This window comes from Actinoplanes sp. HUAS TT8 (assembly GCF_051380535.1).
Classification (GTDB): Bacteria; Actinomycetota; Actinomycetes; order Mycobacteriales; family Micromonosporaceae; genus Actinoplanes.
In genome coordinates this window covers 1,231,981-1,257,806 of record NZ_CP195646.1, presented here as the reverse complement: position 1 = coordinate 1,257,806, position 25,826 = coordinate 1,231,981, and the positions used below count along the sequence as shown (strand labels likewise).

General features: G+C 70.9%; 22 protein-coding genes and 1 riboswitch. Of the genes, 9 read left to right on the top strand and 13 right to left on the bottom strand.

What is annotated here, in order from left to right; all coding sequences use genetic code 11:
- Nucleotides 1–4: 4 nt before the first annotated feature.
- A riboswitch (cobalamin riboswitch) is annotated at nt 5–97 on the bottom strand.
- Nucleotides 98–141: 44 nt separating this feature from the next.
- From ACSHV8_RS05545 to ACSHV8_RS05530, 4 genes are all read right to left on the bottom strand, one after another.
- Nucleotides 142–492 carry a VOC family protein gene (locus ACSHV8_RS05545; RefSeq protein ID WP_436530030.1) on the bottom strand — a complete coding sequence of 117 codons (351 nt, stop codon included), beginning with the start codon at nt 490–492 and terminating at the stop codon, nt 142–144.
- A 290-nt stretch (nt 493–782) separates the two neighbouring features.
- Nucleotides 783–1,289, bottom strand: coding sequence for an SRPBCC family protein (locus ACSHV8_RS05540; protein ID WP_436530029.1), 507 nt, complete (start codon nt 1,287–1,289; stop codon nt 783–785).
- Complete coding sequence (locus tag ACSHV8_RS05535) at nt 1,286–1,651, bottom strand: ArsR/SmtB family transcription factor (RefSeq protein ID WP_436530028.1); 366 nt, start codon at nt 1,649–1,651, stop codon at nt 1,286–1,288. Before ACSHV8_RS05535 ends, ACSHV8_RS05540 begins: the two co-directional genes overlap by 4 nt.
- A 160-nt stretch (nt 1,652–1,811) precedes the next feature.
- On the bottom strand, nt 1,812–3,095 hold the full coding sequence (locus tag ACSHV8_RS05530) for a citrate synthase (protein ID WP_436530027.1): 1,284 nt from the start codon (nt 3,093–3,095) through the stop codon (nt 1,812–1,814).
- A 182-nt stretch (nt 3,096–3,277) separates the two neighbouring features.
- Between ACSHV8_RS05530 and ACSHV8_RS05525 the strand changes: the two genes are divergently transcribed.
- Entirely contained in the window at nt 3,278–4,102 is an 825-nt protein-coding gene (locus tag ACSHV8_RS05525) for a universal stress protein (protein WP_436530025.1), read from the top strand.
- A gap of 22 nt (nt 4,103–4,124) precedes the next feature.
- Nucleotides 4,125–6,464, top strand: coding sequence for a putative bifunctional diguanylate cyclase/phosphodiesterase (locus ACSHV8_RS05520; protein WP_436530023.1), 2,340 nt, complete (start codon nt 4,125–4,127; stop codon nt 6,462–6,464).
- On the opposite strand, the gene ACSHV8_RS05515 is transcribed toward ACSHV8_RS05520, so the two are convergent.
- Nucleotides 6,461–7,009 carry a hypothetical protein gene (locus ACSHV8_RS05515; protein WP_436530021.1) on the bottom strand — a complete coding sequence of 183 codons (549 nt, stop codon included), beginning with the start codon at nt 7,007–7,009 and terminating at the stop codon, nt 6,461–6,463. The genes ACSHV8_RS05520 and ACSHV8_RS05515 overlap by 4 nt on opposite strands.
- A 111-nt stretch (nt 7,010–7,120) precedes the next feature.
- Between ACSHV8_RS05515 and ACSHV8_RS05510 the strand changes: the two genes are divergently transcribed.
- The 4 genes from ACSHV8_RS05510 (at nt 7,121) to ACSHV8_RS05495 (ending at nt 10,971) form a co-directional block, all read left to right on the top strand.
- A complete protein-coding gene (locus ACSHV8_RS05510; protein WP_436530019.1) occupies nt 7,121–7,246 on the top strand; it encodes a hypothetical protein in 126 nt (41 codons plus the stop codon).
- 7 nt (nt 7,247–7,253) lie between these two features.
- Complete coding sequence (locus ACSHV8_RS05505; RefSeq protein ID WP_436530017.1) at nt 7,254–8,027, top strand: exodeoxyribonuclease III; 774 nt, start codon at nt 7,254–7,256, stop codon at nt 8,025–8,027.
- Between the two features lie 96 nt (nt 8,028–8,123).
- Nucleotides 8,124–9,842, top strand: a complete 1,719-nt coding sequence (locus ACSHV8_RS05500) for a PP2C family protein-serine/threonine phosphatase (RefSeq protein WP_436530015.1) — start codon at nt 8,124–8,126, stop codon at nt 9,840–9,842.
- A 61-nt stretch (nt 9,843–9,903) separates the two neighbouring features.
- On the top strand, nt 9,904–10,971 hold the full coding sequence (locus ACSHV8_RS05495; protein WP_436530013.1) for a cobalamin B12-binding domain-containing protein: 1,068 nt from the start codon (nt 9,904–9,906) through the stop codon (nt 10,969–10,971).
- A gap of 458 nt (nt 10,972–11,429) precedes the next feature.
- Here ACSHV8_RS05495 and ACSHV8_RS05490 read toward each other — a convergent pair whose 3' ends face one another.
- The 5 genes from ACSHV8_RS05490 to ACSHV8_RS05470 form a co-directional block, all read right to left on the bottom strand.
- Nucleotides 11,430–11,672 (bottom strand): hypothetical protein, encoded by a 243-nt coding sequence (locus tag ACSHV8_RS05490; protein ID WP_436530011.1) that lies wholly within the window; start codon nt 11,670–11,672, stop codon nt 11,430–11,432.
- A 545-nt stretch (nt 11,673–12,217) separates the two neighbouring features.
- Nucleotides 12,218–12,958 carry a LamG-like jellyroll fold domain-containing protein gene (locus tag ACSHV8_RS05485; RefSeq protein ID WP_436530009.1) on the bottom strand — a complete coding sequence of 247 codons (741 nt, stop codon included), beginning with the start codon at nt 12,956–12,958 and terminating at the stop codon, nt 12,218–12,220.
- Nucleotides 12,959–13,024: 66 nt separating this feature from the next.
- The gene (locus ACSHV8_RS05480) at nt 13,025–13,384 is read right to left on the bottom strand and encodes a DUF6401 family natural product biosynthesis protein (protein WP_436530007.1); all 360 of its coding nucleotides are present in this window, start codon (nt 13,382–13,384) and stop codon (nt 13,025–13,027) included.
- Nucleotides 13,385–13,466: 82 nt separating this feature from the next.
- Nucleotides 13,467–17,381, bottom strand: a complete 3,915-nt coding sequence (gene hrpA / locus ACSHV8_RS05475) for an ATP-dependent RNA helicase HrpA (protein ID WP_436530005.1) — start codon at nt 17,379–17,381, stop codon at nt 13,467–13,469.
- A gap of 54 nt (nt 17,382–17,435) precedes the next feature.
- Nucleotides 17,436–18,494, bottom strand: coding sequence for an LCP family protein (locus tag ACSHV8_RS05470; RefSeq protein WP_436530004.1), 1,059 nt, complete (start codon nt 18,492–18,494; stop codon nt 17,436–17,438).
- 151 nt (nt 18,495–18,645) lie between these two features.
- Here ACSHV8_RS05470 and ACSHV8_RS05465 point away from each other — a divergent pair, with 151 nt between their 5' ends.
- Nucleotides 18,646–19,029: a response regulator gene (locus ACSHV8_RS05465; protein ID WP_436530002.1), complete on the top strand. Its 384-nt coding sequence runs from the start codon at nt 18,646–18,648 to the stop codon at nt 19,027–19,029.
- Nucleotides 19,030–19,032: 3 nt separating this feature from the next.
- On the opposite strand, the gene ACSHV8_RS05460 is transcribed toward ACSHV8_RS05465, so the two are convergent.
- Both ACSHV8_RS05460 and gsmA read right to left on the bottom strand, forming a co-directional pair.
- A complete protein-coding gene (locus ACSHV8_RS05460) occupies nt 19,033–21,354 on the bottom strand; it encodes an ATP-binding protein (RefSeq protein ID WP_436530000.1) in 2,322 nt (773 codons plus the stop codon).
- Between the two features lie 36 nt (nt 21,355–21,390).
- Nucleotides 21,391–22,521: a sporangiospore maturation cell wall hydrolase GsmA gene (gene gsmA, locus ACSHV8_RS05455; protein ID WP_436529998.1), complete on the bottom strand. Its 1,131-nt coding sequence runs from the start codon at nt 22,519–22,521 to the stop codon at nt 21,391–21,393.
- Nucleotides 22,522–22,695: 174 nt separating this feature from the next.
- Between gsmA and ACSHV8_RS05450 the strand changes: the two genes are divergently transcribed.
- Together ACSHV8_RS05450 and ACSHV8_RS05445 are read left to right on the top strand one after the other, a co-directional pair.
- Complete coding sequence (locus ACSHV8_RS05450; RefSeq protein ID WP_436529996.1) at nt 22,696–23,601, top strand: phosphatase PAP2 family protein; 906 nt, start codon at nt 22,696–22,698, stop codon at nt 23,599–23,601.
- A complete protein-coding gene (locus ACSHV8_RS05445) occupies nt 23,598–24,239 on the top strand; it encodes a general stress protein (protein WP_436529994.1) in 642 nt (213 codons plus the stop codon). The genes ACSHV8_RS05450 and ACSHV8_RS05445 overlap by 4 nt, the downstream gene beginning before the upstream one ends.
- Before the next feature lie 552 nt (nt 24,240–24,791).
- Here the strand turns inward: ACSHV8_RS05445 and ACSHV8_RS05440 are convergent.
- Nucleotides 24,792–25,580: an RNA polymerase sigma factor SigF gene (locus ACSHV8_RS05440; protein ID WP_436529993.1), complete on the bottom strand. Its 789-nt coding sequence runs from the start codon at nt 25,578–25,580 to the stop codon at nt 24,792–24,794.
- Nucleotides 25,581–25,826: the final 246 nt, after the last annotated feature.

Genomic DNA, 25,826 nt, shown 5'->3' with positions numbered 1-25,826 from the left:
GCCGGAGTCTCCTGACTCCCGGATCGCCGCTCGCCTTCCGGCCGATCGCTCCCCGGTCACAGTGGCGGGACCGTCCCGGACTCGCACCGGGTTCCTCCGCTACCGCTCGACGGTCACTCTTTCCTACCGCCGGTCCGCCCGTCAAACAGCGATCAGGCAGATCACATGCCCGTCGGGATCGGTGAGCACGGCCTGCCGCTCACCCCACGGCTGATCTTCCGGCGCGTCCACGACCGCCGCCCCGGCCTTCTCGGCCGCCGCCGTCGCCGCGTCCACGTCGTCGACCCGGAAACTCACCGCGACGCCGGCCGGCCCGGAGGTCGGTGGCCGCTGGTGCAGCAGCAGCTCGGTGGTGGTGCCGGGCACGTCGAGCCGGGCGACCTCCCCGAACCGGCTCGTCACGGTGAGACCCAGGGCGTCCCGGTAGAGCACGAGTGACCGGGTGAGGTCCGCGACCGAGATGATGATGCGCTGAAGTCCGACAACGACCATGATCCGACCCTACCCACCGGGCGTGGGTGGACAGAACCCACCGCTCCCAAGGGGGGCCACCGCCTCTGCCGTCATTGTGGCTCGGAATCCCAAGATCATGTCGGGGGCCTGTGGACAGAGCGCCGGTGTGGATAACCCGCGACGGGCCGGTTTTTGGGGTAAACCTTGACCCGCCACGCAGGCCGCCCTTGTGGGTTTCGCGTTCTGGGCGCGCCAGCGCCCTGCGAAGCCCGCAAGGGTCCCCGCGGGAGCGACGGTCTGTACCCCAGCGGAGATAGGCAAAAAATGTCTTAAATACGAATAAAAGCCGCAGCGTATCGATCCCGCAGCGACTCCCATCCGTGGTTCATCGCGTCCCGGCCCCGGATCGCCGCCACATCCTCCCCGTCGAGGAGGCGTTGCAGCACGTCAGCACAGAGGTGCCAGCCGGCCGCCACCATCGCGTCCATGTCCCGGTCGGTCAGCGTGTGCCGCAGGGTGAGGCGCGTCCCTGTCCCGGACGGGGTCAGCTCCCACCGCAGCAGGTCCTCGCCCCAGCTGTATTCCAGCAGGTGGGGCGCCTCGACCCGGTGCACGACGGCGGGCAGCGCGGTCCGCTCCTCGCCGTCCACCATCGTCAGGGTCGCCTCGCCGGGCTCGGTGAGCGGCCGGGACGCGGAGAACGGCGCCCATCGATCGAGTCGGGCCGGGTCGACCAGCGCCGGCCACACTTCGGCGGGCGGTTGCCGCAGCTCACGGATGAAGATCAGGGTCCAGCGGTCGCCGTCGGCAACCACCGAGGCCTGCGGTTCGATCATGACTCCCCCTCGTGCGGCAAAAGCGATGAATCCGACCCCGACAGCAACGGATCCGGCGTCGTGGGCGACGAGTCCAGATGCTTTTCGAGGGCGTCCAGATGGCGGTTCCACAGTTTCCGGTACGGCGTCAGCCAGGCGTCGAGCTCCCGGAACGGCCCCGGCTCAAGCCGATAGATCCGCTGTTGAGCCTGCGCCCGGGCGGTCACCAGCCCGGCCTCGCGGAGCACGCGCAGGTGTTTGGAGACGGCCGGCTGACTCATGCCGAGCAGGCCGACCAGGTCGCCGACGCTCGCCTCACGGGTGAGGAGCGCATCGACGATGCGGCGGCGGGCCGGCTCGGCCAGCACTTCGAGGGCGTCCACGACCCCACCATGCTACGCCGGTTATATAACCGTCAAGGCATGTTACGAACCGGAAAACGCCCCACCGGGAAATTCCGGTGGGGCGAATTTTTAAAAGTCTTTCCGCCAGTACCGACTTGCACTCCGCCTCTGAGTCCGCGCCGGGTCTTTCAGATAATTCTCAGCGCTGCGACATCGGAACGAAGTCGCGAACCGGAGCACCGGTGTAGATCTGCCGCGGGCGACCGATCTTGTTGGCCGGGTCGTGCATCATCTCGCGGTACTGAGCGATCCAGCCGGGAAGACGTCCGATGGCGAACAGCACCGTGAACATCTTGGTCGGGAAGCCCATGGCCTTGTAGATCAGGCCGGTGTAGAAGTCGACGTTCGGGTACAGCTTGCGGGAGACGAAGTAGTCGTCGTGGAGGGCGATCTCCTCCAGCTTGAACGCGATCTCCAGCAGCGGGTCCGGGTTGTCGAGGGTCGCCAGCATCTCCTGGGCGGCCTTCTTGACGATGGCGGCGCGCGGGTCGTAGTTCTTGTAGACCCGGTGGCCGAAGCCCATCAGCTTGACGCCCTTCTCCTTGTTCTTCACTCGCGTGACGAAGGAGTTGACGTCGCCGCCGTCCTTGCGGATCTGCTCGAGCATCTCGAGCACCGCCGCGTTGGCGCCGCCGTGCAGCGGGCCGGAGAGGGCGTTGATGCCGGCCGAGACCGACGCGAACAGGTTGGCCTGCGCGGAGCCGACCATCCGGACGCTCGACGTGGAGCAGTTCTGCTCGTGGTCGGCGTGCAGGACGAACAGCATGTCGAGGATCTTCGCGACCTTGGGGTCGACGTCGTAGTTGACGGTCGGCAGGCCGAACGTCAGACGCAGGAAGTTCTCCACGTAGTCGAGCGAGTTGTCCGGGTACGGCAGCGGGTGACCGATCGACTTCTTGTACGCGTACGCCGCGATCGTCGGAAGTTTCGCCATCAGCCGGATCGCGGAGATGTCCACCTGCTCGTCGTCGAGCGGGTCGAGCGCGTCCTGGTAGAAGGTGGACAGCGCGGTGACGGCCGAGGACAGCACCGCCATCGGGTGCGCGTCCCGCGGGAAGCCCGAGAAGAACGTCCGCATCTCCTCCTGCAGGAGGGTGTGGACGCGGATCTTGTCGCCGAAGTCGCGCAGCTGGGCCGCGGTCGGGAGCTCGCCGTTCATCAGGAGGTACGAGACCTCCAGGAACGACGACTTCTCGGCCAGCTGCTCGATCGGATATCCGCGGTAGCGGAGAATTCCGGCGTCACCATCGATGTAGGTGATCGCCGACGTGGTCGACGCGGTGTTGACGAAACCGACGTCGAGTGTGACGAAACCGGTCTCCTTCAGCAGAGCACTGACGTCGATGCCGCCCGGCCCGTCGACGGCCTCGCGTACACCCATCGACAATTGGCCACCAGGGTGGTCGAGCTTGACATCCGTCATGTATTTCCCTCACTTCACCGGCAGATGTCCCAAAGATTTTGCCGTTCACCGTAAACCCTCAACCTGAATGGGTCATCAGGTGGCCACCCGTTGAGGCATTGGTCACCAGTCCCTATGGACCGTTGCGCCATAGATAATGATCGGTATATTGCGAGAACGTTACGGGAGCGGAGGTCGAACCGATGCTGATCCCGAATCGACCGCCCGTGGTGGTCGGGGTCAACGGGACCGCGGCCGGCCTGGCCGCCGTGCGCCTGGGCGCGCGCGAGGCGGTCTCCCGCGGCACTCTCCTGTCGGTCGTACATGCCTTCACCTGGGACGATGCGGAGGCCCGGCAGGCCGCCTCACGCTTCGTCGAGGAGGCGGTCACCACCGCCAAGCGTTCCATACCCGGCGTCGGCGTGCGTGGTCAACTCGTGGATGGACCACCCGGGAGCGTGCTGCGCCGGTTCAGCCGGACCGCCTCGGTCCTGGTCGTCGGCGGCGCCGACCTGGCCGGGCCGGCCCTGCTCGAGGTCGTGACCCAGGCCTGGTGCCCGGTGATCGTCGCCCGCGGGCCGCGTCCACCGGCCGGCCGGGTGCTGGCCGCCGTCGACGGGTCCGGGCCGTCCCTGCTGGCCCTGCGGTTCGCCGCCGAGATGGCCCGGCGCCGGGCCCGCCCGCTGGACGTGGCCTACGTGATCGGCGCGGGCGGCACCTACCGGGCGCGGCAGGTGCTCGACGAGGCGATCGCGGCCGTGCCGGATCTGCCGCCGCTGCGCCGGCGGCTGCTCACCGGTGCGCCGGCCGAGGCGCTGATCCGGGCGTCGCGGGGGTCGGCCCTGATCGCGCTCGGGCCGCGCGGGACCGGGGGCGCCGCCCGGTTCGGCTCGGTGGCCTACGAGTTGCTGCGTAACGCCGGATGCCCGGTGGTCTACGCGCACAGCCGTAAGCAACCGGTCGGGAAGTCGGAACCCGGCCACCCGAGCACCCGCACATTGCTACGGTGGGCAAAAGATCAGTCTTAGGGCAAAACGGGAGGAATGCCCGGTGCGATCCGTGCTCCCGCCCGCCATCGCCCGCCGCCAATGGCAGATCATGGCCGCGATCGGGGTCGTCGTCACCGCGATCTACACGGCCTACTCGTCGTCCGACATGGCGTCGGTCAGCCTGGTGGTGCTCGGCGTGCTCACCGTGGCGGCCTGCTTCCTCGGACCCCGGCGCTGGGGCGCCGAACCGCCGGCCGCCTGGCTGATGATGGCCCTGGCCGCGCTGCTCTTCCTGGTCGGGCTGGTGATCCGGCCGACCGTCACCAACCTGGCGATGCCGCTGCCGCTGCTGGCCGACGTCGCCACGTTCAGCGGCTACGTGCTGCTCGGCACGTTCCTGTTCATGCTGCTGCGGGCCCGCCAGAGCCTGGAACGGCACGCGGTGCTGGACGGGCTGATCGTCTGCGTCGCCGCCGGGGTCACCAGCACACTGCTGCTGGCCGCGCCGGCCGCGGCCATCGCCGGGCGGCCCGCGCTGCTCTCGATCATCCAGGGCACGTACCCGCTGTTCGACGTGGTGCTCGCTCTGCTCGTGATCAACCTGGCCTTCACCACGAAGACGTGGCCGGTCAGCATGATCGGGCTGCTGGTGATGATGGTCGGGCTGTTCATCGGCGACACCGCGTACGCGATCGTCGGCGTCAGTGGCCAGATCTACGCGTCCCCGCTGCTCAACCTGCCCTACGTCCCGGCCTACACGGCCCTGGGTGTCGCCGCGCTGCATCCGTCGGTGGTGGAGATGAGCCGGGCCGACCGGCTGCCCGTGCAGGCCTGGTCCTGGCAGCGCCTGGCCGTGCTCGTGCCCGCCCTGTTCCTGCCGTTCGGGCTGCTGCTGACCACCGGCACGAGCGAGGCCTCGCACCGGCTGCTGGTCGCGGTGTCCGGCGCGCTGATGGTGGTGCTGCTGCTGTTCCGGGCCATCTCCGCGGTGCAGGCGCAGGTCGCCGCCCAGTTGCACTCCGAGCATCAGGCGACCCACGATCCGCTCACCTCACTGCCGAATCGACAGTCCATCTCGTACGCGATCGAACGTCTCGTCACCACGGTCGACTCGCACGGCCCGGAGCGCGTCTGGGTCTACATGCTCGATCTGGACGGTTTCAAGTGGGTCAACGACTCGTGGGGGCACGACACCGGTGACCAGCTGGTGATCGAGGTCGGGCGCCGGCTGCGGGCCTCGATGCCGGAGGCGGTGCCGGTGGCCCGGGTCGGCGGCGACGAGTTCCTGCTGGCCTTCGTCGGTGACAAGGCCGGGGCGCTGCGGCTGGTCGACGACATCCGCGGCTGTTTCGCCCGGCCGCTGCCGGTCCGCGACACCGAGGTGGTGATCAGCGCGTCGATCGGCATCGCGCACGCCGGCGGCGACCCGGCCCGGTCGGCGGTGACCGCCGAGGCGCTGATGCGTGACGCCGACACCGCCATGTACCGGGCCAAGGGCGAGGGCCCGGGCCGGTCCACCATCTTCGACACCTCCATGCACGACCAGGTGCGCGAGCGCATCGAGCTGGAGGTGGCACTGCGCCAGGCGCTCGGCGACAACCAGCTGCACGTGGCCTACCAGCCGATCGTGCGGCTGGAGACCGGGATGCCGGTGGGCGCCGAGGCGCTGGTCCGCTGGGAGCACCCGGAGCGCGGCTCGATCCCGCCGATGCTGTTCATCCCGATTGCCGAGGACTCCGGGATGATCTCGGAGATCGGCACGTTCGTCCGTACCGAGGCGCTGCGCCAGCTCGGCGTCTGGCGCTCGCAGGGCATCGTGTCGGAGAGTTTCTACCTGTCCATCAACGTGTCGCCGCGCCAGCTGAGCGAACCCGAGCTGCCGCTGGTGATCTCCGGCGAACTTTTCCGGTACGGCGTCCCGGCCCAGTGCGTGGCCCTGGAGATGACCGAGTCGGTGATGGTCGACGGTTCCAGCGTCACCGCCCGGGTCCTGCACGAGCTGCGCCAGCTCGGGGCGAAACTGCTGGTCGACGACTTCGGCACCGGATTCTCGGCGCTCGGCTACCTGCGGCAGTTCCCGGTCACCGGCGTCAAGATCGACCGCTCCTTCGTGACCGGTCTCGGCAAGAACGATCAGGACGACGAGATCGTACGGGCGGTCGTCGCCATGAGCCACGCCCTCGGCCTGAGCGTGATCGCCGAGGGTGTCGAGACGCCGCTGCAGCGCGAGGCGCTCTACCACGTCGGGGTCGTCAACGGGCAGGGCTGGTTGTGGGGCAAGGCGGTCCCGGCGCACGAGTTCGCCGAGCGCTGGCACCTGACCGCGGCGCTGCCGGACATCCCGCTGCCGGTGGCGGCGATCTCCAGCGGAAAGCATCGCCGCCGCGACGGCGAGGACTAGCCGTTGTTCGGGAACTCGTAGAGCCAGAACGACTGCGCGTCCAGCCGGGTCGGCACGGCCTTGCCGGAGACCCGGCTGAGGATCACCCCGATCAGCCGGGGCATCTGGTGCCGGTCCTCGTTGTAGGTGCAGATGTCCACGAACACCTTGCCGTTGACCGCCCCGATCGGCTGGTACAGCGCCCGCAGCAGTTCGACGAAGACGCCGGCGCCCCGGGAGCCGCGGGCCGCGCCGACGAACAGGACGTAGAAGATGCGGTGCTGGGCGTAGAGCTCGGGCCAGTGGTGCTCGAAGTACTCCGGCGAGATCAGCGACACCGCGCTGAGTTCGGTGGTCATCGCGGCCAGCCCGACCACGTCGCCGTCCGGGTCCAGGGCCACGTACTTCTCGGCCCGCGCGTCGCCCATCAGCTCGTCGAACTCGTGCTGGTGCAGCACGTGCCGGTTCACCGCCAGCACGGCGAGCTCGGCGAACGTGTCGCGGTAGAAACCCCAGGCCCGGTCCAGCAGCTCGACCGGCATGACCGGCATGACCTCCACCCGCATCGCGCGCCCCCGTCGAGTCGTACCGCTCCCCGACAAACCTCTCAGCCCCACTGGTGCGACGCGGGCAACTCCGGCATTATTCGCTCACGGGCCGACCCGGGGAGGTAGAGCGTGTCCGAGTTGCTCGGGGCCGAGGGCCGGGCCCTCTGGCTCGCCGCCCTCCTGCTGGCCCTGGTCGCCGGCCTCGCCGCGGCGCTGTTCGCCGCATCCCGCGGCGGGATGCCGCCGCGCCGATAATGGGCTGATGCGCTTCGCCACCTGGAACGTCAACTCGGTCAAGGCCCGGCTCCCCCGCCTGCTCGACTGGCTGGAGAACACCGCCCCCGACGTGGTCTGCCTTCAGGAGACCAAGGTCGGCGAGGACGGTTTCCCGTCGGCCGAGGTCGGCGAGCTGGGCTACGAGACCGCCGCCTACGGTCAGGGCCGCTGGAACGGTGTCGCGATCCTGTCCCGGGTCGGTGTCGAGGAGATCCGCCGCGGATTCCCCGGCGAGCCCGGCTACCCCGATCCCGAGGCGCGCGCGATCGCCGCCGTCTGCGACAAGATCAAATTCATTTCGGTGTACGTACCCAACGGCCGGACCCCGGACGATCCGCACTACACCTACAAGCTGGAGTGGCTGCGCGCCCTGCGCCTGACGCTCGCCGCCGATCTGGCCGCCGGCCCCCTGGTCGTCGCCGGTGACTTCAACGTCGCGCCGACCGACGCCGACGTGTGGGATCCGTCCGTCTTCGCCGGGTCGACGCACGTCACGCCCCCGGAACGGGAGGCGATCGCTGCGCTGCGCGAGCTCGGCCTCACCGACGTACCGGCCCGGGCCATGAAGGGCGACCACCCGTTCACCTATTGGGATTACCGCGCCGGCATGTTCCACCAGAACAAAGGGATGCGGATCGATCATGTCTACGCGAGCGCCGATCTGGCCTCCGCCGTGACGGATGCCGTGGTCGATCGCGAGGCGCGCAAGGGCAAGGGCCCGTCCGATCACGCGCCCGTCGTGGTCGACCTGACGCGCTGATCACGGGGCCGGCGGGCCCTCGCCCCACCCGATCCGCCGATCGACCCCGTAGGCTGGTCGTGTTTCGCACGACTCGGCGGGGGGACGGGAGGAACGATGGTGTCACGTGTGCCGGTGGCCTCGCCGCTGCTCATGCACGCGGCCTTCGAGGCCGCGAGTGAGGCCATGGTGCTCTGCTCCACCGCGGACGACACCGTTCTGCTGGCCAATCCGGCCGCCGGCGCGCTCGTCCCGGGCCTGCGCCCGGGCGATCCGCTGACCGCGGCGCCGCTTCCCGAGCTGGCGGCGGCCGCGGCTTCCGGCGGCGATTCCTTCCGCTCCCACCATCAAGGCCGATTTCTGTACGGTCTGCGCCGCCCCCTCGACGACGACCACTACGCGTGGTTCGTCCGCGACGACACGGGCGAGCGGGACCGGACGACCGCGCTGGAGGCCGAGCGGGCCCGGGCCGCGTTCCTGGCCGAGGCCGGTCGGCGGCTGTCCGCGTCGTTGCACCTGCGACGGGTACGCCGTACCACCGTGCAGCTGGCCGCCGAGCACCTGGCCGACGCCGCCGTGGTGATCCTCCCGCCGGAGAAACGGCACAGCGCCTTCACCCGCGCACTGCCCGGCCACGCGATCGAGGAGGGCACGCTCGCCGAGCACCAGCTGGCCGAGGTGCCCGGCCTGCGCGAGGTGATCGACGGTTTCCCGCCCATCCCGAGCCGCTGGCTGGACGCGTCCCAGGTGCCCGGCTGGCTCTTCCCGGCCGCGCTCGGGCCGGTCAGCGCGCTGCTGGTCACCCCGCTGCCCGGCAACGCCGAGCCGGCCGGCGCCCTGATCCTGGCCCGCGTCGACGCCTCGTCCGGCGCCTTCAGCCCCGGCACCCCGTCCTCGGCCTTCGGCACGGCCGGCTTCAGCCCGGAGGACGAGGCGCTCACCCGTGTCTTCGCCACCCGGGCCGGCGCCGCCCTGGCCGCCGCCATGCTCTACCAGGAGCAGGTCGACACCGCCGCCGTGCTCCGGGCCGACCTGCTGCCGCCCGAACTGCCCGAGACCGACGGCTTCGAGCTGGCCGGGTCCTATCAGGCGGCCCGCGAGTCGATGCTCGTCGGCGGCGACTTCTACGAGGTGTTCGGCCCGTCCGAGGCCGGCGCGGACACGGTGGTCGCGCTCGGCGACGTGTGCGGCACCGGGCCCGAGGCGGCCGTGATGACCGGCAAGGTGCGCCAGACGCTGCGCGCGTTGCGCCTGGTCAAGGCCGGGCCGGAGACGATGCTGCGGGTGCTCAACCAGGCGCTCACCGAGGCCGGCCGGCGCCAGCGGTTCGTCACCCTGGTGATCGGCTCGATCATGCGGGCCGACCACGGGCGTCTGCGTCTCGAACTGGTCAGCGGCGGCCACCCGCCGCCGCTGGTGCTGCGGGCCGACGGGACGGTCGAGGAGGTGCCGGCCAGCGGGACCCTGATCGGGGTGATGGCCCGGACGTCCGTGCGGCCGGCCACCGTCGAGCTCGCGCCCGGCGAGTTGTGCCTGCTCTACAGCGACGGGCTGACCGAGGCCCGGGGCGGGCCGGCCGGCGCCGAGCAGTTCGGCGAGGCCCGGCTGCGGCGCGCGCTCGGCGAGTGCGCCGGGCTGCCCGGCGCGGTCACCCTGGAACGCCTGCGCCAGCTCGTCTCCGACTGGGTGCGCGGCGGCCCCGGCGACGACATCGCCATGCTGGCCATCCGCGCCCACACCCGGCCCCCGCTCAGCCTGCGCGGCGGCGGCGCACCCAACCAGTCGCCGTACCTGACGGCGGCCCGTCGCGACCGGAGGATCCGCCCGCGCGCATGACCGCATCCACCGCTTCCCGCCGCCTCCGCGACCTCCACCCGGTCGAGGAGTGCACCGCCCTGTGAGCTCGTCGACCGCCTACCGTTCACTCCACGATCCCGACCTGATCGAGGAGTACCTTTTCCTGGTCGGCGACGGTGACGAGGACGGCGCCACCGACTTCGCGGAGGCGCTGCTCGACGAGGGGGTCCCCGCCCAGCGGATCATGGTGGACCTGATCGGCGGCGCTCAAGGCCGGGTCGGCGAGCTGTGGGCCGCCAACGAATGGTCGATCGCCCGCGAGCACGCCGCCACCGCGGTCAACGAGCGGGTCCTGGCCACCCTCGCCGGTCGCGTCCGCAGCCGCCCGACCCGTGGCCGCATCACCCTGGCCTGCGTCGACGGCGAATGGCACGGACTGCCCGCCCGCATCCTGGCCGAACTCCTGCGCATGGACGGCTGGCGTGTCGACTTCCTCGGCGCCAGCGTCCCCGGCCCGCACCTGATCACCCACCTGCACCAGACCGGCCCGGACGCGGTCGCCCTGAGCTGCATGATCCCGACCCGGCTCCCCCGCGCCCACGCCGCGATCACCGCCTGCCACGCGGCCGGCATCCCGGTCATCGCCGGCGGCCGCGGCTTCGGCCCCGGCAGCCGCTACGCCGAACGCCTCGGCGCCGACGCCTGGGCCTCGACCGCCGAGGAAGCGGTCACCCGGCTGGCCTCCGACTGGCCCCCACCCCCGGCCCCGGAGTTCCCCACCGAGTTCCTGGGCGACGAGGAGTACACCCACCTGGTCCGCTCCCGTCCCCAGCTGATCGACACCGCGATGCAGCGCCTGGCCGCGGCCTACCCGGCCGTCCACCACTACAGCGAGCATCAACGGGAAGCCACGATGGAGGACTTCGGCCACATCGCCGACTTCCTGGCCGCGTCCCTCTACATTGACGAACCGCAGGTCTTCCGCGACTTCACCGCCTGGACCGCGTCCGTCCTCACGTCCCGATCGGTCCCGGTCTCGGCCCTGAAGGCAGGCCTACGCCTGATCCGCGACCAACTGATCGACTTCCCCAAGGCCACCACCACCCTCGACGAAGCCCTCACCGACCTGACCTCCCCGGCAGTCCCCCCACCCCCCACCACCCACTGACCCCGGCCCGCCAAGCAGCCCGGCCCCAGCTGGCACTCACGGCTGTTCCCGAGCCAAAAACCAGCCCTCAGCACCAGCCGAAGACCGAGCCCGGGCCGGCGAGCAGCCCCAGCCCCCAGCTGGCACTCACGGCTGCTCCCGAGCCAAAAACCAGCCCTCAGCACCAGCCGAGAGCCGCCGGCGGCGGGCGCGGCGCGAGCGGGGCGGGCGCGAGCGGGGTGGGCGCGGCGCGAGCGGGGCGGGCGCGGGCGGGGTGGGCGCGACGCGGGCGGGGCGGGCGCGGGGTGGGCGGGGCGGGCGCGGGCGGGGTGGGCGCGGGGTGGGCGGGGCGGGCGCGGGCGGGGCGGGCGCGGGCGGGGTGGGCGCGACGCGGGCGGGGCGGGCGCGGGGTGGGCGGGGCGGGCGCGGGGTGGGCGCGACGCGGGCGGGGTGGGACCGCCGCGCGCCGCGGTGGGGGGTCAGCTGCGGCGGAAGGCGTAGGTGCGGCCGCCGGCACTGGAGGCGGCCTTGCCCGAGCGGGCCCGCTCGGAGTTGAGGCGGGCGGCCTGCCGGGTGTCGCGGGCGCCGTGGTGCGTGGTGTCAGCGGTACCGGACTGGTCCGGGTCGCCGTCGGTGCGGGCCGGCTGGGACAGGGCCGCGGCGATGGACTGGCGGGCCAGTTCGTCGAGGTTCGGGTGGATCGAGAAAGGCTGGGCAGGCATGGTGCCTCCGGTGAGTTCGGTTCCGGGCGCCCGGCTCGGGGACCGGGCTGGACAGCCGGCGAACGGGCACGCCACAGGAGTCGGACCGGACCAGGAGACGCGTGGAGAAGCGTCGGCACCCGGCGCGGGACTCGGTCGGCGGACCGGAGACCGGCGCGGAAAGGCACACCCTGCGAGAGGCCGACGAAGACCGGCCGGGAGCCCGGGGCATCGCGGGGAAACAGCGATGTCAGGCGGGCGGACGCGGGGTTTGCCCGGGTGCGGATCACAGCATGGACCCAACCTATGCCCGGGCCGACAGCCGCGCCACCGAATAAACCGCACCCGCGTCGAAGGCGCGGCAGACGGGCCCAGAGATGTGAGCAGCCGGGCCAAAAGGTGGCACAGCCGGACAAAAGCGGCGCAAGAAGAGGCAGGCGCGGGCGGAGGCAGGTAAAGCGGGCGCGAGCGGGAAGCCGGGCGCGGACGGGAAGCGCGGGCTACCCCCGTACCAAATAAATCGAAGCGGGCCGGCAGGGAAGCCGACCCGCAACGTCGAAGCGACCTCAGCCCACCTGAATGTAAACGTCGTCGAGCTGCCCGTGGTACATGTCGCTGGACGCCCCGAAGTTGGGCCCGCCGATGCGCAGCGGCATGGTGTTGTCCACGGACAGGGTCGCCGGCAGGGTCGCCTTCGAGCCGGCGATGCCGTCGACCGAGACGCCGAGGCTGGTCGCCGAGCGCTCGCAGACGATCTTGTGCCAGGCGCCGTCGGCGATCGGGCGGCTGGACGTCGCCGTGTACGTCTCGGTCGTGCCCTTGCCGGTCATCGCGCACTGGGCGCGGCCGGTCTTGCCGGTGAGCTGCAGCTTCCAGGCGCTTTCGGTGCCGGCCAGGCCTTTCTGCATGATGTTGGCCTTGCCCTTCATCTGGGCGGCGGTGACACGCACGGTGGCCGCCCAGCGGAAGTTGCGGACGCCCGGGTTGAGGTCGGGCGAGTTGGGCGCTTCGAGGATCGCCCGGGCGCAGGGGGTCGGCGCGGCGCACGCGACCGGGAACGCGGCGTAGCGGCCGGCGCCCTCGGTGGTGATCGCGACGGTGCCGTTGTCGGCGCCGCGGACGGTCAGGCTGGAGCCCTTGCCGGACAGGTCGGAGATCTTTCCGGCGGTCGCGCCGCCGTCGAAGTTGTAGCGCGCCACCAGTGCCGGCGGCGGGGCCTCTCCCGGTGACGCGGGTGCGGCGGCCGCGGGGGCGGCCATCACCGGAACCGTCAGGAGAGCCAGAACAGAGACTTTGAACATCCTCATGTCATAGAAGATGCCTGAAAATAACAGTTTGGGGGGTATTAAACCCGGACAAGTAGATCGTACGGGTCAGAGAAGTCCCGCCGATTCGGCGATCAGGCACACCGCGACCAGTCGCAGCAGCGTCCACCCGGCCCCGGCCCAACCGGCCACGGTGGTCGGCGCCGAGCCGGGCGACGGGAGCGGGCGGCCCATCCGGACCGACCCGGCCGCGATGCTGCGGGCGTACGCGGCCAGCCCCTCCACGTCGATCCGGCGCCCGGCGCCGAGCAGCGCCTCCCGGACCGCGGCGGCGTGCTGGTCGACCAGGGCCAGCAGCCCCGGGGCGGCGAACGCGGCCGTCAGGCCGTCCACACCCACACTGGCCATGATCTCGTCGAGGAACAGGTCGGCGGAAACGGTGGCGAAGGCGGTGCTCTCGTTCGTCATGCGGAGAAACCTAAACGGCGCCGCCGGGCCACGACAGAGGTGTGACCCAACGGCACCGCAGGCACACCGACCTGCAACTTTGCTAGAGCGGGAGCGCGTCCATGGCCTTGAAGATGCGCTTGTCGGAAACCGGATAGGCGGTGCCGAGGGTCTGCGCGAAGAAGTTGACCCGCAGTTCCTCGATCATCCAGCGGATCTCCCGCAGCCCCTCGGCGGCCGGACCGCCCGCGGGCGCCTCGGCCTTCAGTTCCTTGTACTCGGTCTCGATCTCGTGGATCTGGGTGGTCAGCTGCCGGTCGCGGCCCAGGCCGCCGCCCAGCCGGTCCAGCCGGTAGGCGATGCCGCGCAGGTAGCGCGGCAGGTGGTGCAGCTGCTTGAACCCGGTCTCGGTCACGAACCCCGGGTAGACCAGACCCTTGAGTTGCACGCGGATGTCGGACAGGGAGGCCAGCAGCATCGGGTCCTTGTACGCCCGTAGGCGCTGGTCCACGTCGTACGTGGTGGCCAGCACCGCCTGCACCTGGGTGACGACGTTGGCCACGGCGTCGACCAGGTCCTCCCGGACGGTGTCGCGCAGCGAGGCGAACTCGACCGACGACCAGACCGGCCCGCCGGCGTCCGCGACCAGTTTGTCCACGGCGGCGCCGGCGCAGTCGTCGAGCAGGTCGGCGATCGACCGGTACGGGTTGGCCCGGGACAGTTCCAGCTTGGCCCGGTTGTCCAGGCGCCCCTGCAGGAACCGGGCGGCCGGCGGCAGGGTGAGCAGCAGGAGCCGGCGGGTGCCGGCGCGCATGGCGATCCGCTGCTCGATCTCGGTCTCGAACACCTTGACGCCGACGCTGGTGCCTTCGTCGACCAGGGCGGGCCAGACGTTGACCTCGTAGCCGCCGCGGTTCTGCACGACCCGGTGCGGGATCGCCCCGAAGTCGTTGGTGGTGATGCCGGTGCGTTCCAGGGAGCCGGCCGCCCGCGAGATGGTGGCCTGCACCTTGGGGGCGAGCTGGCGGCGCAGCACCTCCAGGTCGCGGCCCTCGCCGACCACCTCGCCGGCCTCGTTGACGATCCGGAAGTTCATCCGCAGGTGCTCGGGGACCTGATCGGGCCGCCAGGTGTCGCGCGGCACGATCGTGCCGGTGAGCCGGCGCAGTTCGTCGCCGATGGCGTCGGGCAGCGCGCCGCGCCGGGCCGGCACCCGGGCCAGCACCGCCTCGGCCCAGTCCGGGACCGGGACGAAGCTGGTGCGCAGCGCCTTGGGCAGCGCCCGGATCAGCGCGATCACCACGTCCTTGCGGAAACCGGGGACGGACCAGCCGAAGTCGTCGGCGTCGACCTTGTTGATCAGGTCGAGCGGGACGCGGACGGTCACGCCGTCGGCGTGCGAGGTCGGCTCGAACTCGTAGAGCAGCGGGAGTTTGACCCCGCCGGAGAGCCACGCGTCCGGGAAATTGTTCGGGTCGATCGTGTCCCGGCCCGCGTTGACGAGGTCCTCACGGGTGAAGTGCAGCAGTTCCGGATTCTCCCGGCCGGCTTTCTTCCACCACCCGTCGAAATGGCGGGAGGAGACGACGTCGGCCGGTATTCGCGCGTCGTAGAGCGCGTACACCGTCTCGTCGTCGACGGCGATGTCGCGCCGCCGGGCCCGGTTCTCGATCTCGGTGATCTGCCGCAGCAACCGCCGATTGGCGTCGAAGAACTTGTGGTGGGTCTCCCAGTCGCCCTCGACCAGCGCGTGCCGGATGAACAGTTCCCGCGCGACCACCGGGTCGATCCGGCCGTACTGCACGCGCCGCCGCGGGACGATCGGCAGGCCGTACAGCATGACCTTCTCGAACGCCATCACGGCGCCCATCTTGCGATCCCAGTGGGGCTCGCTGTACGAGCTCTTGACCAGGTGCGGGGCGAGTTTCTCGGCCCATTCGGGCTCGATCCGCGCATTCACCCGGGCCCAGAGCCGGCTGGTCTCGACCAGTTCGGCCGACATCATCCATTTCGGCTGGCGCTTGAACAGCACCGACCCGGGGAAGACGGCGAACTTGGCGCCGCGGGCACCCAGATACTCCCGCTTCTCCGGATCCTTGAAACCGATGTGGCTGAGAAGACCCGCGAGCAGGGCGGTGTGCACCGGTTGCGGCGCGACTCCGGCTTCCCAGTCCTCTTTCAAGGACAAATTGAGCGTACGGACGACCGACCGCAACTGCGTGTAGATGTCCTGCCATTCCCGCACCCGCAGGTAGTTCAGGAATTCGGACCGGCACAGCCGGCGGAACTGGTTCCCGGACAGCTCCTTCTGTTTCTCCCGCAGATAGCGCCACAGATTCAGGTACGTGAAGAAGTCCGATTCCTTGTCGACGAACCGGGCGTGCTTCTCGTCGGCCTGCTGCTGTTTCTCGGACGGGCGCTCGCGCGGGTCCTGGATCGACAGCGCGGCCGTGATCACCATGACCTCGGCGACACAGTCCTGCTTGTCGGCCTCGATGACCATGCGGGCCAGGCGCGGGTCGACCGGGAGCTGGGCCAGCTGGCGGCCCATCGGGGTGAGTTTGCGGTCGGCGAGCGCGCCGAGCTCCTCCAGGAGCTTGACGCCGTCGGTGATGTTGCGCTTGTCTGGCGGGTCGATGAACGGGAACTTGGCCAGGTCGCCCAGGCCCAGGTTGGTCATCTGCAGGATGACCGAGGCCAGGTTGGTGCGCAGGATCTCCGGCTCGGTGAACTCGGGGCGGCCCTCGAAGTCCTCCTCCGAGTAGAGCCGGATGCAGATGCCGTCGGACGTGCGCCCGCAGCGGCCCTTGCGCTGGTTGGCGCTGGCCTGCGAGACCGCCTCGATCGGCAGGCGCTGCACCTTGAGCCGGTGCGAGTACCGGCTGATGCGGGCGGTGCCGGGGTCGATCACGTACCGGATGCCGGGCACGGTCAGCGAGGTCTCGGCGACGTTGGTGGCCAGCACGATGCGCCGGCCGGTGTGCCGTTCGAAGACCTTGTGCTGCTCGGCCGCGCTCAGCCGGCCGTAGAGCGGGACGATCTCGGTGTTGCGCAGGTTCTTCTTCTCCAGCGCGTCCGCGGTGTCGCGGATGTCGCGCTCGCCGGAGAGGAAGACCAGGATGTCGCCGTCGCGGGGCAGCTCGTCGACCGCGGCCGAGATGCCCTCGGTCTGGTCGATCGGCTCCTCGCGGATCTCGTCGTCGTCGATCACGCTGGTGGTGACCAGCGGGCGGTAGCGGACCTCGACCGGATACGTCCGGCCGGAGACCTCGATCACCGGGGCCGGCTTGCCCTGGGCGTCGGCGAAGTGCTCGGCGAACCGCTGCGTCTCGATCGTCGCCGACGTGATGATCAGCTTGAGGTCGGGCCGCTTGGGCAGCAGGTCCCGCAGGTACCCCAGGATGAAATCGATGTTGAGGCTGCGCTCGTGGGCCTCGTCGATGATCAGCGTGTCGTAGCGCCGCAGCATCCGGTCGGTCTGGATCTCGGCCAGCAGGATGCCGTCGGTCATCACCTTGACCAGCGTGTCGTCGCCGACCTGGTCGGTGAACCGCACCTTGTAGCCGACCGTGGAGCCGAGCGGCCGGTCCAGCTCCTCGGCGATGCGTTCGGCGACCGTGCGGGCGGCGATCCGGCGCGGCTGGGTGTGCCCGATCTGGCCGCGCACGCCGCGGCCCAGTTCGAGGCAGATCTTCGGGATCTGGGTGGTCTTGCCGGAACCGGTCTCGCCGGCCACGACCACGACCTGATGGTCGCGGATCGCGGCGGCGATGTCGTCCTTGCGGGCGCTGACCGGCAGGGCCTGGGGGTAGGTGATCGGAGGCACGGCGGCGGCCCGGCTCTCGCGGCGCAGCTCGGCGGCCTCCACCTCGGAGGTGATCTCGGCGAGGGCGGCGCTCTTGGCGTCGTCGTCGCGGATCCGTCTGGTGCCTTCGAGCCGGCGGCCGAGCCGGTGTTCGTCACGGGGCAGGAGCTGGGAGATCCGGCTGCGGAGCTCTGATGAAGGCGATGTCGACATGGCGCCGACAAGGATAGGCGGATCCGGCCGGAATCGCCTGGTGATTAACGCCGCTCAGCCGCCCGGCTGGTGCTGCGGGTGGGCGGCCAGCCACTGGTCGATGGTGTCGCTCTTCACCGCGGCGAACATCTGGGCCGCGGCCGCGGTGTCCAGCTGCACGGCCGCGCCGGCCGGGGTCTTCAGGTCGGCCGACGTGTACGGCACGGTCGCGTACCCGATGTCGCCCGGCCGGATGTCGCGCACGGCCAGCACCAGGTCCCGCAGGTCGAGGTTCTGGTCGACGGTCAGCGAGTCGGCCGCGATGCCGAGCAGCGTGTCCAGTTCGAGCGGCTTGTAGAGCAGGTTCTTCTCGGCCACCTTCCTGATCACGGACTGGACCACGAGCTGCTGGTTCTTGATCCGGCCGAAGTCGCCGCCGGGCACGTCGTAGCGCTGCCGCATGAACTCCTCGGCGATGTCGCCGTTCATGTCGTGGCAGCCCTGCTTCCACACCCGGTCGGAGAAGGTGGACCGGACGTCGTAGGGCACGCAGACGTTCACCCCGTCCACGGCGTCGACCAGATCCCGGATGCTGGCGAAGTTGGCGATCATGGCGCCGTCGAGCGGGACACCGGTCAGCTTCTTCACCGTCGTGGCGGTGAGCGCTGCTCCGCCGTACGCGAAAGCGGCGTTGATCTTGTTCTTTCCGCCCTTCCAGGGTCCGCCGGCGGGCACCTCGACGTAGCTGTCGCGCGGGATCGAGATGATCGTCGCCTTGTCCCGGCCGCGCGCGATGTGCACCAGCATGATGGTGTCCGAGCGCTCGCCGATCGGACTCTTCCCGCCCGCCTCGGGCGCCCGCGAGTCGGAGCCGAGCAGCAGCAGGTTCAGCGGCCCGGAAGCCCAGTTCTCCTTGCTCTGCGCGGCTTCCTCGGGCGCGGCCGAGGGCAGCAGCGTGGCCCGGTCGACCTTGTTCTCGTAGCGGCTCACCAGGTAGTAGCCGCCACCGGCCACACCGGACGCCAGGATCAGCACCAGCACCCCGAGCATGATCAGGGCTTTCTGCCAGCCGCTCCGCCGTTTGAACCACCCACGAGGCTCGGTCCCGGCGGGATCCTGATGTTCGTCATCCACCAGGCTCACTGTGCCGAACGGTCAAGATGGACAGATCATCCGAACGGATCAAACCGAGCGGGCGGGATGGACGGTCACGACCCCGTGTCCTCACGACGGCTGAATCGATATCCCGGATGACGGGATACGAATAACCGAATCGAGGTCGAGGGTGATCGTTGTCGCAGAGGACCACGACGACATCCGGTACGTGCTGAAGCGTTCCCTGGAACGCGCCGGGCACCGGGTGGTGGTGGCCGCCGACGGGGCGAGCGCCCTCGCCGCGATCCGGGAGCATCGGCCGGACCTGGTGGTCACGGACGTCGACATGCCGCAGATGACCGGCCTCGACCTGTGCCGGGCGATCCGCGCCGACGACGACCTCCGGCACATCCCGATCGTGGTGGCCAGCGGCTCGCTGATGCCCGGGGACCGGCAGGCCAGCGACGCCGGCGCGTCGGCGACGCTGCTCAAGCCGTTCGTGCCGGCCCAGCTGCTCGACCTGGTGGCGGCGCTGCTGCCGCAGGACAGCGCCGCCGACGGCGTCAAGAAGTAGGACTCAGTCCTGGTGCTGGTGATCCGGCACCGGGGCACGCAGGCGCGCCGCCGCCGGGTCGTGGGCAGACGGCTCGGCGGCCGGCAGCGCCGTCAGCCCGGGCAGCCGGCTGTCCAGCATCGCGGCCCGTTCGGCCAGCGCCCGGTCCAGGGCGGCGCGCACGCGGGCGTCCTCCTCCTCGGCGGGCTCGGTCGGGATGTGCCTCATCTCGGGTTCCTCCTGGTTGATGGCGGCCGGCAGGGTGAAGTGGAAGCGGGTGCCCCCGCCCGGGTTGTCCTCGACGCCGATCTCGCCGCCGTGCCGCTCCACGACGCGACGGCAGATGGCCAGGCCCAGACCGGTGCCGGCGTATCCGGCCGAGCCCGGCGCACGATGGAACGAGTCGAAGACCCGGGCCTTGTCCGGCTCCGGGATGCCGATGCCGGCGTCGGCCACCCGGATCCGCGTACAGCCCGGCCCGGCCTCGGTGGCGGTGACGTCGGCGCGCGGCACGGTGCCCGGGCGCACGTACTTGAAGGCGTTGCCGATCAGGTTGTCCAGCACGTGCCGCAGCATCGCCGGGTCGGCCCGGACCGTGGGCAGCGGGCCGACCGACCACTGCGGGGCCGGGCCGCCGGTGCCCCGCAGCCCGGCCGCCCGTTCCTGCAGCACCTCCCGGACCAGCGGTTCCAGCGGCAGGTCGACGATGCTCAGCGGGGCGTCCCGGGCGGTGCTGTAGGCCAGCAGCGTCTCGATGAGCGCGTCCATCCGGTCCACCGCGCGCATGATCCGGTCCAGGGCGAGCTGAACCGCGATCTCGTCGCCGGGGTCGTCGATGGCCAGCTCGCAGTGCCCGCGCGCGATGGCCAGCGGGGACTTCAGGTCGTGGGCGACCACCCCGGCGAAGATGGCCAGGTCCTTCTCGTACTGCCGCAGGTCGGTGACGTCCCGGGTGACCGCGACGGCGCCGCGCAGCCCACCGCTCGGGTCCAGCGGTCGCGCGTCGACGCCGAGCAGCACCCCGTCCGGACGCCCGGCGTTGCGGAGCAGCATCTCGCCGGTGGCGCACTCGCCACGCATGGCCCGGATCAGTGGCATCTCCTCCAGCGGCATCGGGGTGACCCCGTCGGGCCGGAACGCGCCGTAGTGCCGCTGCCAGTCCTGCGGGTCGTGGCTGGCCTCGGCCACGCCCATCAGCCGTTTCGCGGCCGGGTTCTCCATCAGCACCCGGCCGTCGGCGTCGACGACGCTGACCCCGTCCCCGATCGTGGCCATGATCGCGCCGAGCAGCCCGGCCTGCCGGCGACTCTCGGCCTCGGCGTCGCGCAGCTCGGCGGTGGCCTCCAGCACCCGGTCGCGGGCCCGGGTCCGGCCGGTGGCCAGCACGAACACCAGCCAGGCGAGCAGTCCGGTGAGGATCAGGCCGCCGGCCAGCACGATCACCCACAGGTGCCCGCCGGCGCCCGGGAGCCGGTCCGAGTCGGCCCGCAGACCCAGCTCCCACACGTGGTCGGCGACCCGGATGGTCATCGGCCGGGTCAGGTCCGGCTCGCCGGGCACGTGCAGCTGGGCGACCTCGGCCCGGCTGCCGTCGCTGTTGACCGCGACCAGGCTGCCGTCGAGCTGGCCCTGGCTGAACGTCGCCAGCACCCCGGAGAGGAAGTCGCCGCCGCGCAGTCCGAGCACGACCCAGCCGCGGAACACCGGATCGTTGGCCCGGGTCAGGACCGGGGCGGCGAAGACGAACGACTGCTGGCGCTCGCCGGCCGGCCGGTTCCGGTCGCGCAGCAGCACGTACGTGTCGGAGACGGTCACGCCCGAGGTCTGCCGCGCGGTCTTCAGCGCCGCGGCCGGCTGCGCCACCGTGGCCAGGTCGGCGCCGCCCGGGTTGTCCCGGTCGTCCAGCGATCGGGCGAAGACCGGGAAGTAATGCTCGTCCGGGCCGGGCCCGGGCGACAGGGTCAGCCCGTTCGAGCCGGCCGCCCGCCACCGCTGCTGGGCGGCGGGCACGTCCGCGGTGGTGACCGGGACGACGTAGGCGACCGCGACCGCGCCGAGCAGCCCGGCCGTCTCCAGCGGGGACGTCGCCTGATCGAAATCGGCCCAGGTGATCTGCTCGTCGGTGGCCAGACCGGCCGCGACCGTCTCGAGCAGGGTCCGGTAGCGGTCGGTCTCGGAGCGGACCGCGGCCAGCGCCATGTCGGCGCGCTGGTCCATCACCCGGCGGGCGCTGTCACCCTGGCCGGCGCGGAGGCCGACCACGGTCAGCACGGTGGCGAGCACGCCGCAGAGCACGACCGCGGCCGCCAGGACCGGGCCGGTGTATCGGGCGTCCCACCTCTTCACCATAAGCAGCGTAAGCCGCGAAACGGACCCGGGTGCTCACTTCCAGGTGTCGTACCGGTACAGGTTGTAAGCGGTCATGATCCCGGTGACCTTGGTGTAGTAGTTCGGGTCGGTCGCGTACCCGGCCTTCCACACCTGCCAGATGAAGTTGTTCGCGTCCTTCGTGTACGCGAACGCCGGCGTGTACCGCTTGTTGACCTTCAGGAAGTTGCCGTGGTCGCGGAACGAGTGGGCCATCGTGGCGTACGTCCGGAACGCGTCCGACATCGGGAAGCAGTTCCCGGCCTTGTCGCACTCGGTCGTGGCGTACACGTGGCAGCCGTTGGCCAGGGTCCCGTACGCGCCGTTCTGGCACTTGATCCCGAAGTAGTTCCGGTCGGCCGCCGCCAGCCCGCTCCTCCCCCACCCCGACTCGAGGATGGCCTGGGCGATCGTCACTGACGGCGGGACGCCGTACTGGCGCCAGCCGAGCTGCGCGCCGGCCACCGCGGCGGCGATGAACTGGGCCTGGGTCGGGCTCGGGGTGGCCGGCGCGGTGGTCGACGAGGGCGCGCACGGCGGGAGCGCGGCCGAGACGACGTACGCGTGCGAGATGTACCGCCCGTCGCTCAACTGGTCCCACAGGTTGGTGGTCCGGACCGTACCCTTGACGTTCGACCCGGGCACGGAGCAGGCCAGCTGCACCGCTCCCCCGTTGACGACCTTGCGCACCGGCACCCCGGCCGCGGACGGCGTGGTCCGCACGTTCACCGGCCCGTCCGCGGTCCGCACCTTGCCGGCCACGTACGCCGAGGTCGCCGGTTTGGCCTTGACCTTCTCGGCCACCGGGGCCGACCCGCAGGACGGGATCCGGGTCGCGCTCGTGATGTACGAGTCGGACACGTAGTAGCCGTTGGTCAGCCGGTCCCAGGTCGCGGTCGTGCGCAGCTTGCCGCGCACGTTCTGGCCGGTCACCGAGCAAGCCACGGCGATCTTCTGCCCGTCGAGCAGAGTCCCCTTGATCTCGGACGCCAGCGACGGCCTGGCCCGGACCTTGAGCTGGCTGTTCACGTCGACGACGGCGGTCACGCCGGCCGCCTGGGCGGCCGACGGGGCAGCGCCCAGCCCGGCCCCGGCGGCAAGCACCAGCAAGGTGCCGGTGAGCAGTCGTCGGGAGCTGTGCCTCATGTAAACGTCCCCTTCGTTCCGGTCGGCGTCCGTACGAAGGTGCGGTCCGACCGTTGCGCATCCGGGGCACAAGCGGTTGCGGCGCGGTTGTGATGACCGACGCGCTTGGAAAATCGCGGGACGGGGAAAGGGCGTGTCCACACTCGGTGAAACGCTCAAGATCAGGGAGAGGCGATGACGGCGGTCGCGACACGTCGGACACGGGTCCGGGACTCATCGGCGACCGGAGGATGGCACGCGATATCCCCGCTGGTCATCGCACTTCTGGCGATCGGTGGATCGTTCCTGGTCTATCGCGTCTTCATTCGTACGGGGCTCGGCCAGACGGTAGATAGCGCCGCGCTGAACGGTGGTGATATACGCCACCCTCAGGTCAGCGAGGTGCTGAGCCGCACCCTCAACGCCACCCAGTTCGTCGTCCTCGGCATCGTCTGCCTGATCGCCGTCATCGTCGGCATACTGCGCAAACGCCTCGATCTCTCGATCGGTGTCGTCCTGCTCGTGGTCTCCGCCAACCTGGCCGTGCAGCAGCTCAAGGCCCATCTGGACCGCCCCGACCTGGACGGCGCGGGTATGCCCAACTCGTTCCCCAGCGGGCACACGGCGGCCGCCGCCTCGGTCGCGTTCGTCCTGGTCATGGCGTTCCCGCGGGCCCTGCGGGGCGCGATGGGCCTGCTCGGCGCCGCCTACGTCGCGGTCGTCGCGGTCGCCACCGTCTGGGCCGAATGGCACCGCCCGAGCGACACCATCGCGGCGCTGCTCATCGTCCTGGCCTGCGGTTCCCTGATCATGTGGGTGATCCGGCTGCGCCGCGCCGGCGGCGAACGCGCCTCGAAGACCCCGGCCCGGGTGGCCACGCTCCCGCTCGCCCTGGTTGGCATCATCTGCACCGCGGCTTGCCTGTTCGGCCTCGCCTCGGTCGCCATGTCCGAGCGTGTGATGCCGGATCTGGTTTCCGGCCGTTTCGCGTTCCTGACCGGTGTGGCGGCGATCATGGCCGCCACGGCCGGAACGTTCTATTTCTGGGTGCGGCTCACCACCGGTGACCCGTTGCCCGAACAGGGAGGCAAGACCACATGACCACCCCCGACAACTCCGACCTCACCCCGGCGCCGGCGACCGCGCCGGTCACCCCGGCCGTCACCCCGCCGCTCGACGACCCGGCCGCCGCCGCGCCCTCGGCCGGCGGTTCCGTCCCGCCCGGCCCGGCCGGCGTCCCCCAGCTCCCGGCGCAGACTCTCGGCGCCGGCGCCCGGGCCACCGGCCCCACGGTCGTCGTCGGCTCCTACCCGGAGTACGCGCTGGCCCAGCAGGCCGTCGACTACCTCTCCGACAACAAGTTCCCGGTCGAACGCACCTCGATCATCGGCACCGACCTCCGCCTGGTCGAGAACGTCCTCGGCCGCCTCACCGTCGGCCGCGCGGCCGGCGCCGGCGCCGCCAGCGGCGCCTGGTTCGGCCTGTTCATCGGCGTCCTGTTCGGCCTGTTCAGCGACTCCAACTGGTTCGCCGTCATCCTCACCACGGTCCTGATCGGCGCGGTCTGGGGTGCCGTCTTCGGCGCCATCGCCCACGCTGCCACCGGCGGCCGCCGGGACTTCACCTCCCGCAGCTCCCTGCAGGCCGCCCAGTACGCCGTCCTCGCCGACGCCGACGTCGCCGACGAAGCCAAAACCCTCCTGATCCGCCTCAACTGGCAGGCCAGCGGCGCCCAGTAATCCCCGGCCGAACGGGCAGACGCCGCCGACAGGTCCGGCCGCGTCTGCCCGTTCCCCTTTCCGGAAGATCCACCCCAAAGATCAACTTCTTCATTGCCCCGGTCCGCCGTGGTCCAGACCGTCGCTCCCGCGGGGACCCTTCCGACCCTCGCAGGCCGCTGGCGCGGCCAGAACGCGAGGCCCGCAAGGGCGACGTGGTCTTCTGGTCACGCTCAGAGCAACAAACCCACCCCCAGCCGAAGCCACACCCCACGTTCCGTGCGTCCACCCCCGCGAGCCCGCCCCCACCCGCGACCCACGCCCCCAGCTGGCGCTCACGGCTGTATCAGGGGCCGGAAAACAGCCGTCAGCGCCAGCTGAGAGCGCGCGCCGCGTCGGTGGGCGGGAGCGGGGATCAGCTGGTGCTGACGGCTGCATAAGAGCCGGGAAACAGCCCTCAGCGCCAGCTGAGAGCTCGCGCCGCGAGGCGGGCGGGCGCGGGGATCAGCCGGCGCCGGTGGCTGAGGCCGCGGCGGCCGACCGGCGGGGCTGGGGAGAGCGGCGGCGGGTGGGTCAGAGGTCGGCGGCGAGCTGGGAGCGCAGCTTGGCGAGGGCCTTGGTGAGCAGCCGGGAGACGTGCATCTGGGAGATGCCGATCTGGTCGGCGATCTGCGACTGGGTCAGGTTGCCGTAGAAGCGCAGGGTGAGGATGCGCTGCTCCCGGTCGCCGAGGGTGGCCAGGGCGGGCCCGAGGGCGACCCGGGTCTCGGCCAGCTCGTATTCGTGGTCCTCGCCGCCGAGGGTGTCGCCCAGCTCGGTGGAGCCGTCGGCGCTGATCGGGGTGGACAGCGACGTCGCGTTGTAGGCGCGGGCGCCTTCCAGGCCTTCGAGCACGTCCTCCTCGCTGATGCCGAGGTGCCGGGCGATGTCCGGGACGGTCGGGGATCGGCCGAGTTTGTGCGTGAGCGTGCTGTTGGCCTCGGTGATGGCCAGGCGAAGTTCCTGCAGGCGACGGGGCACGCGCACGGACCACGTACGGTCGCGGAAGTGTCTTTTGATCTCGCCGATGATCGTCGGGATCGCGTAGCCGGCGAAGTCGACGCCGCGGTCGGGGTCGAATTTGTCGACCGCCTTGATCAGCCCGACGGTGGCGGTCTGGACCAGGTCGTCGGTGGGTTCGCCACGGCCGGAGTAGCGGTTGGCCAGGTGTCGCGCGAGAGGCAGCCAGGCCTCGATCGCCCGGTCCCGCAGCCGCGCCCGGTCCCGGCCCGGCGCGGTCACCGCCATCGCGGCCAGCAGATCGGTTGCGGTGGTCTCGGTGGTGCGGAGCGGCTGCTCGTCATGAACCTCGATCACTGTCATGGTGGTCCTCCATCAGCGGGCAGAGAGCCGTGCCCGCACGCGGCGACCGTTCAACAGGGCCGGCTTCTATCGGTAAATCAGCCCTGAAGAGCAACGCTAGCCGACAAGACTAGCTCTGCCTAGCCGAAAGTATGAGTGACTCAGCGTGAATAGGGAACTACGCGCGGGATTCACTCGGAGGAACGAGCCGGGGCGCGCAGGATTCGGGGTCGCGCCTTCGTGGTAAACAGCACGGTTGAGTGACCA

What these genes read in the sequence shown, in the direction of transcription:
- ACSHV8_RS05545 (WP_436530030.1), bottom strand. Translation starts at nt 492, where the DNA reads ATGGTCGTTGTCGGACTTCAGCGCATCATCATCTCGGTCGCGGACCTC.
- ACSHV8_RS05445 (WP_436529994.1), top strand. Translation starts at nt 23,598, where the DNA reads ATGACCACCCCCGACAACTCCGACCTCACCCCGGCGCCGGCGACCGCG.
- ACSHV8_RS05490 (WP_436530011.1), bottom strand. Translation starts at nt 11,672, where the DNA reads ATGCCTGCCCAGCCTTTCTCGATCCACCCGAACCTCGACGAACTGGCC.
- ACSHV8_RS05485 (WP_436530009.1), bottom strand. Translation starts at nt 12,958, where the DNA reads ATGAGGATGTTCAAAGTCTCTGTTCTGGCTCTCCTGACGGTTCCGGTG.
- ACSHV8_RS05515 (WP_436530021.1), bottom strand. Translation starts at nt 7,009, where the DNA reads ATGCGGGTGGAGGTCATGCCGGTCATGCCGGTCGAGCTGCTGGACCGG.
- ACSHV8_RS05500 (WP_436530015.1), top strand. Translation starts at nt 8,124, where the DNA reads ATGGTGTCACGTGTGCCGGTGGCCTCGCCGCTGCTCATGCACGCGGCC.
- ACSHV8_RS05540 (WP_436530029.1), bottom strand. Translation starts at nt 1,289, where the DNA reads ATGATCGAACCGCAGGCCTCGGTGGTTGCCGACGGCGACCGCTGGACC.
- ACSHV8_RS05505 (WP_436530017.1), top strand. Translation starts at nt 7,254, where the DNA reads ATGCGCTTCGCCACCTGGAACGTCAACTCGGTCAAGGCCCGGCTCCCC.
- ACSHV8_RS05530 (WP_436530027.1), bottom strand. Translation starts at nt 3,095, where the DNA reads ATGACGGATGTCAAGCTCGACCACCCTGGTGGCCAATTGTCGATGGGT.
- ACSHV8_RS05440 (WP_436529993.1), bottom strand. Translation starts at nt 25,580, where the DNA reads ATGACAGTGATCGAGGTTCATGACGAGCAGCCGCTCCGCACCACCGAG.
- ACSHV8_RS05480 (WP_436530007.1), bottom strand. Translation starts at nt 13,384, where the DNA reads ATGACGAACGAGAGCACCGCCTTCGCCACCGTTTCCGCCGACCTGTTC.
- ACSHV8_RS05525 (WP_436530025.1), top strand. Translation starts at nt 3,278, where the DNA reads ATGCTGATCCCGAATCGACCGCCCGTGGTGGTCGGGGTCAACGGGACC.
- hrpA (WP_436530005.1), bottom strand. Translation starts at nt 17,381, where the DNA reads ATGTCGACATCGCCTTCATCAGAGCTCCGCAGCCGGATCTCCCAGCTC.
- gsmA (WP_436529998.1), bottom strand. Translation starts at nt 22,521, where the DNA reads ATGAGGCACAGCTCCCGACGACTGCTCACCGGCACCTTGCTGGTGCTT.
- ACSHV8_RS05450 (WP_436529996.1), top strand. Translation starts at nt 22,696, where the DNA reads ATGACGGCGGTCGCGACACGTCGGACACGGGTCCGGGACTCATCGGCG.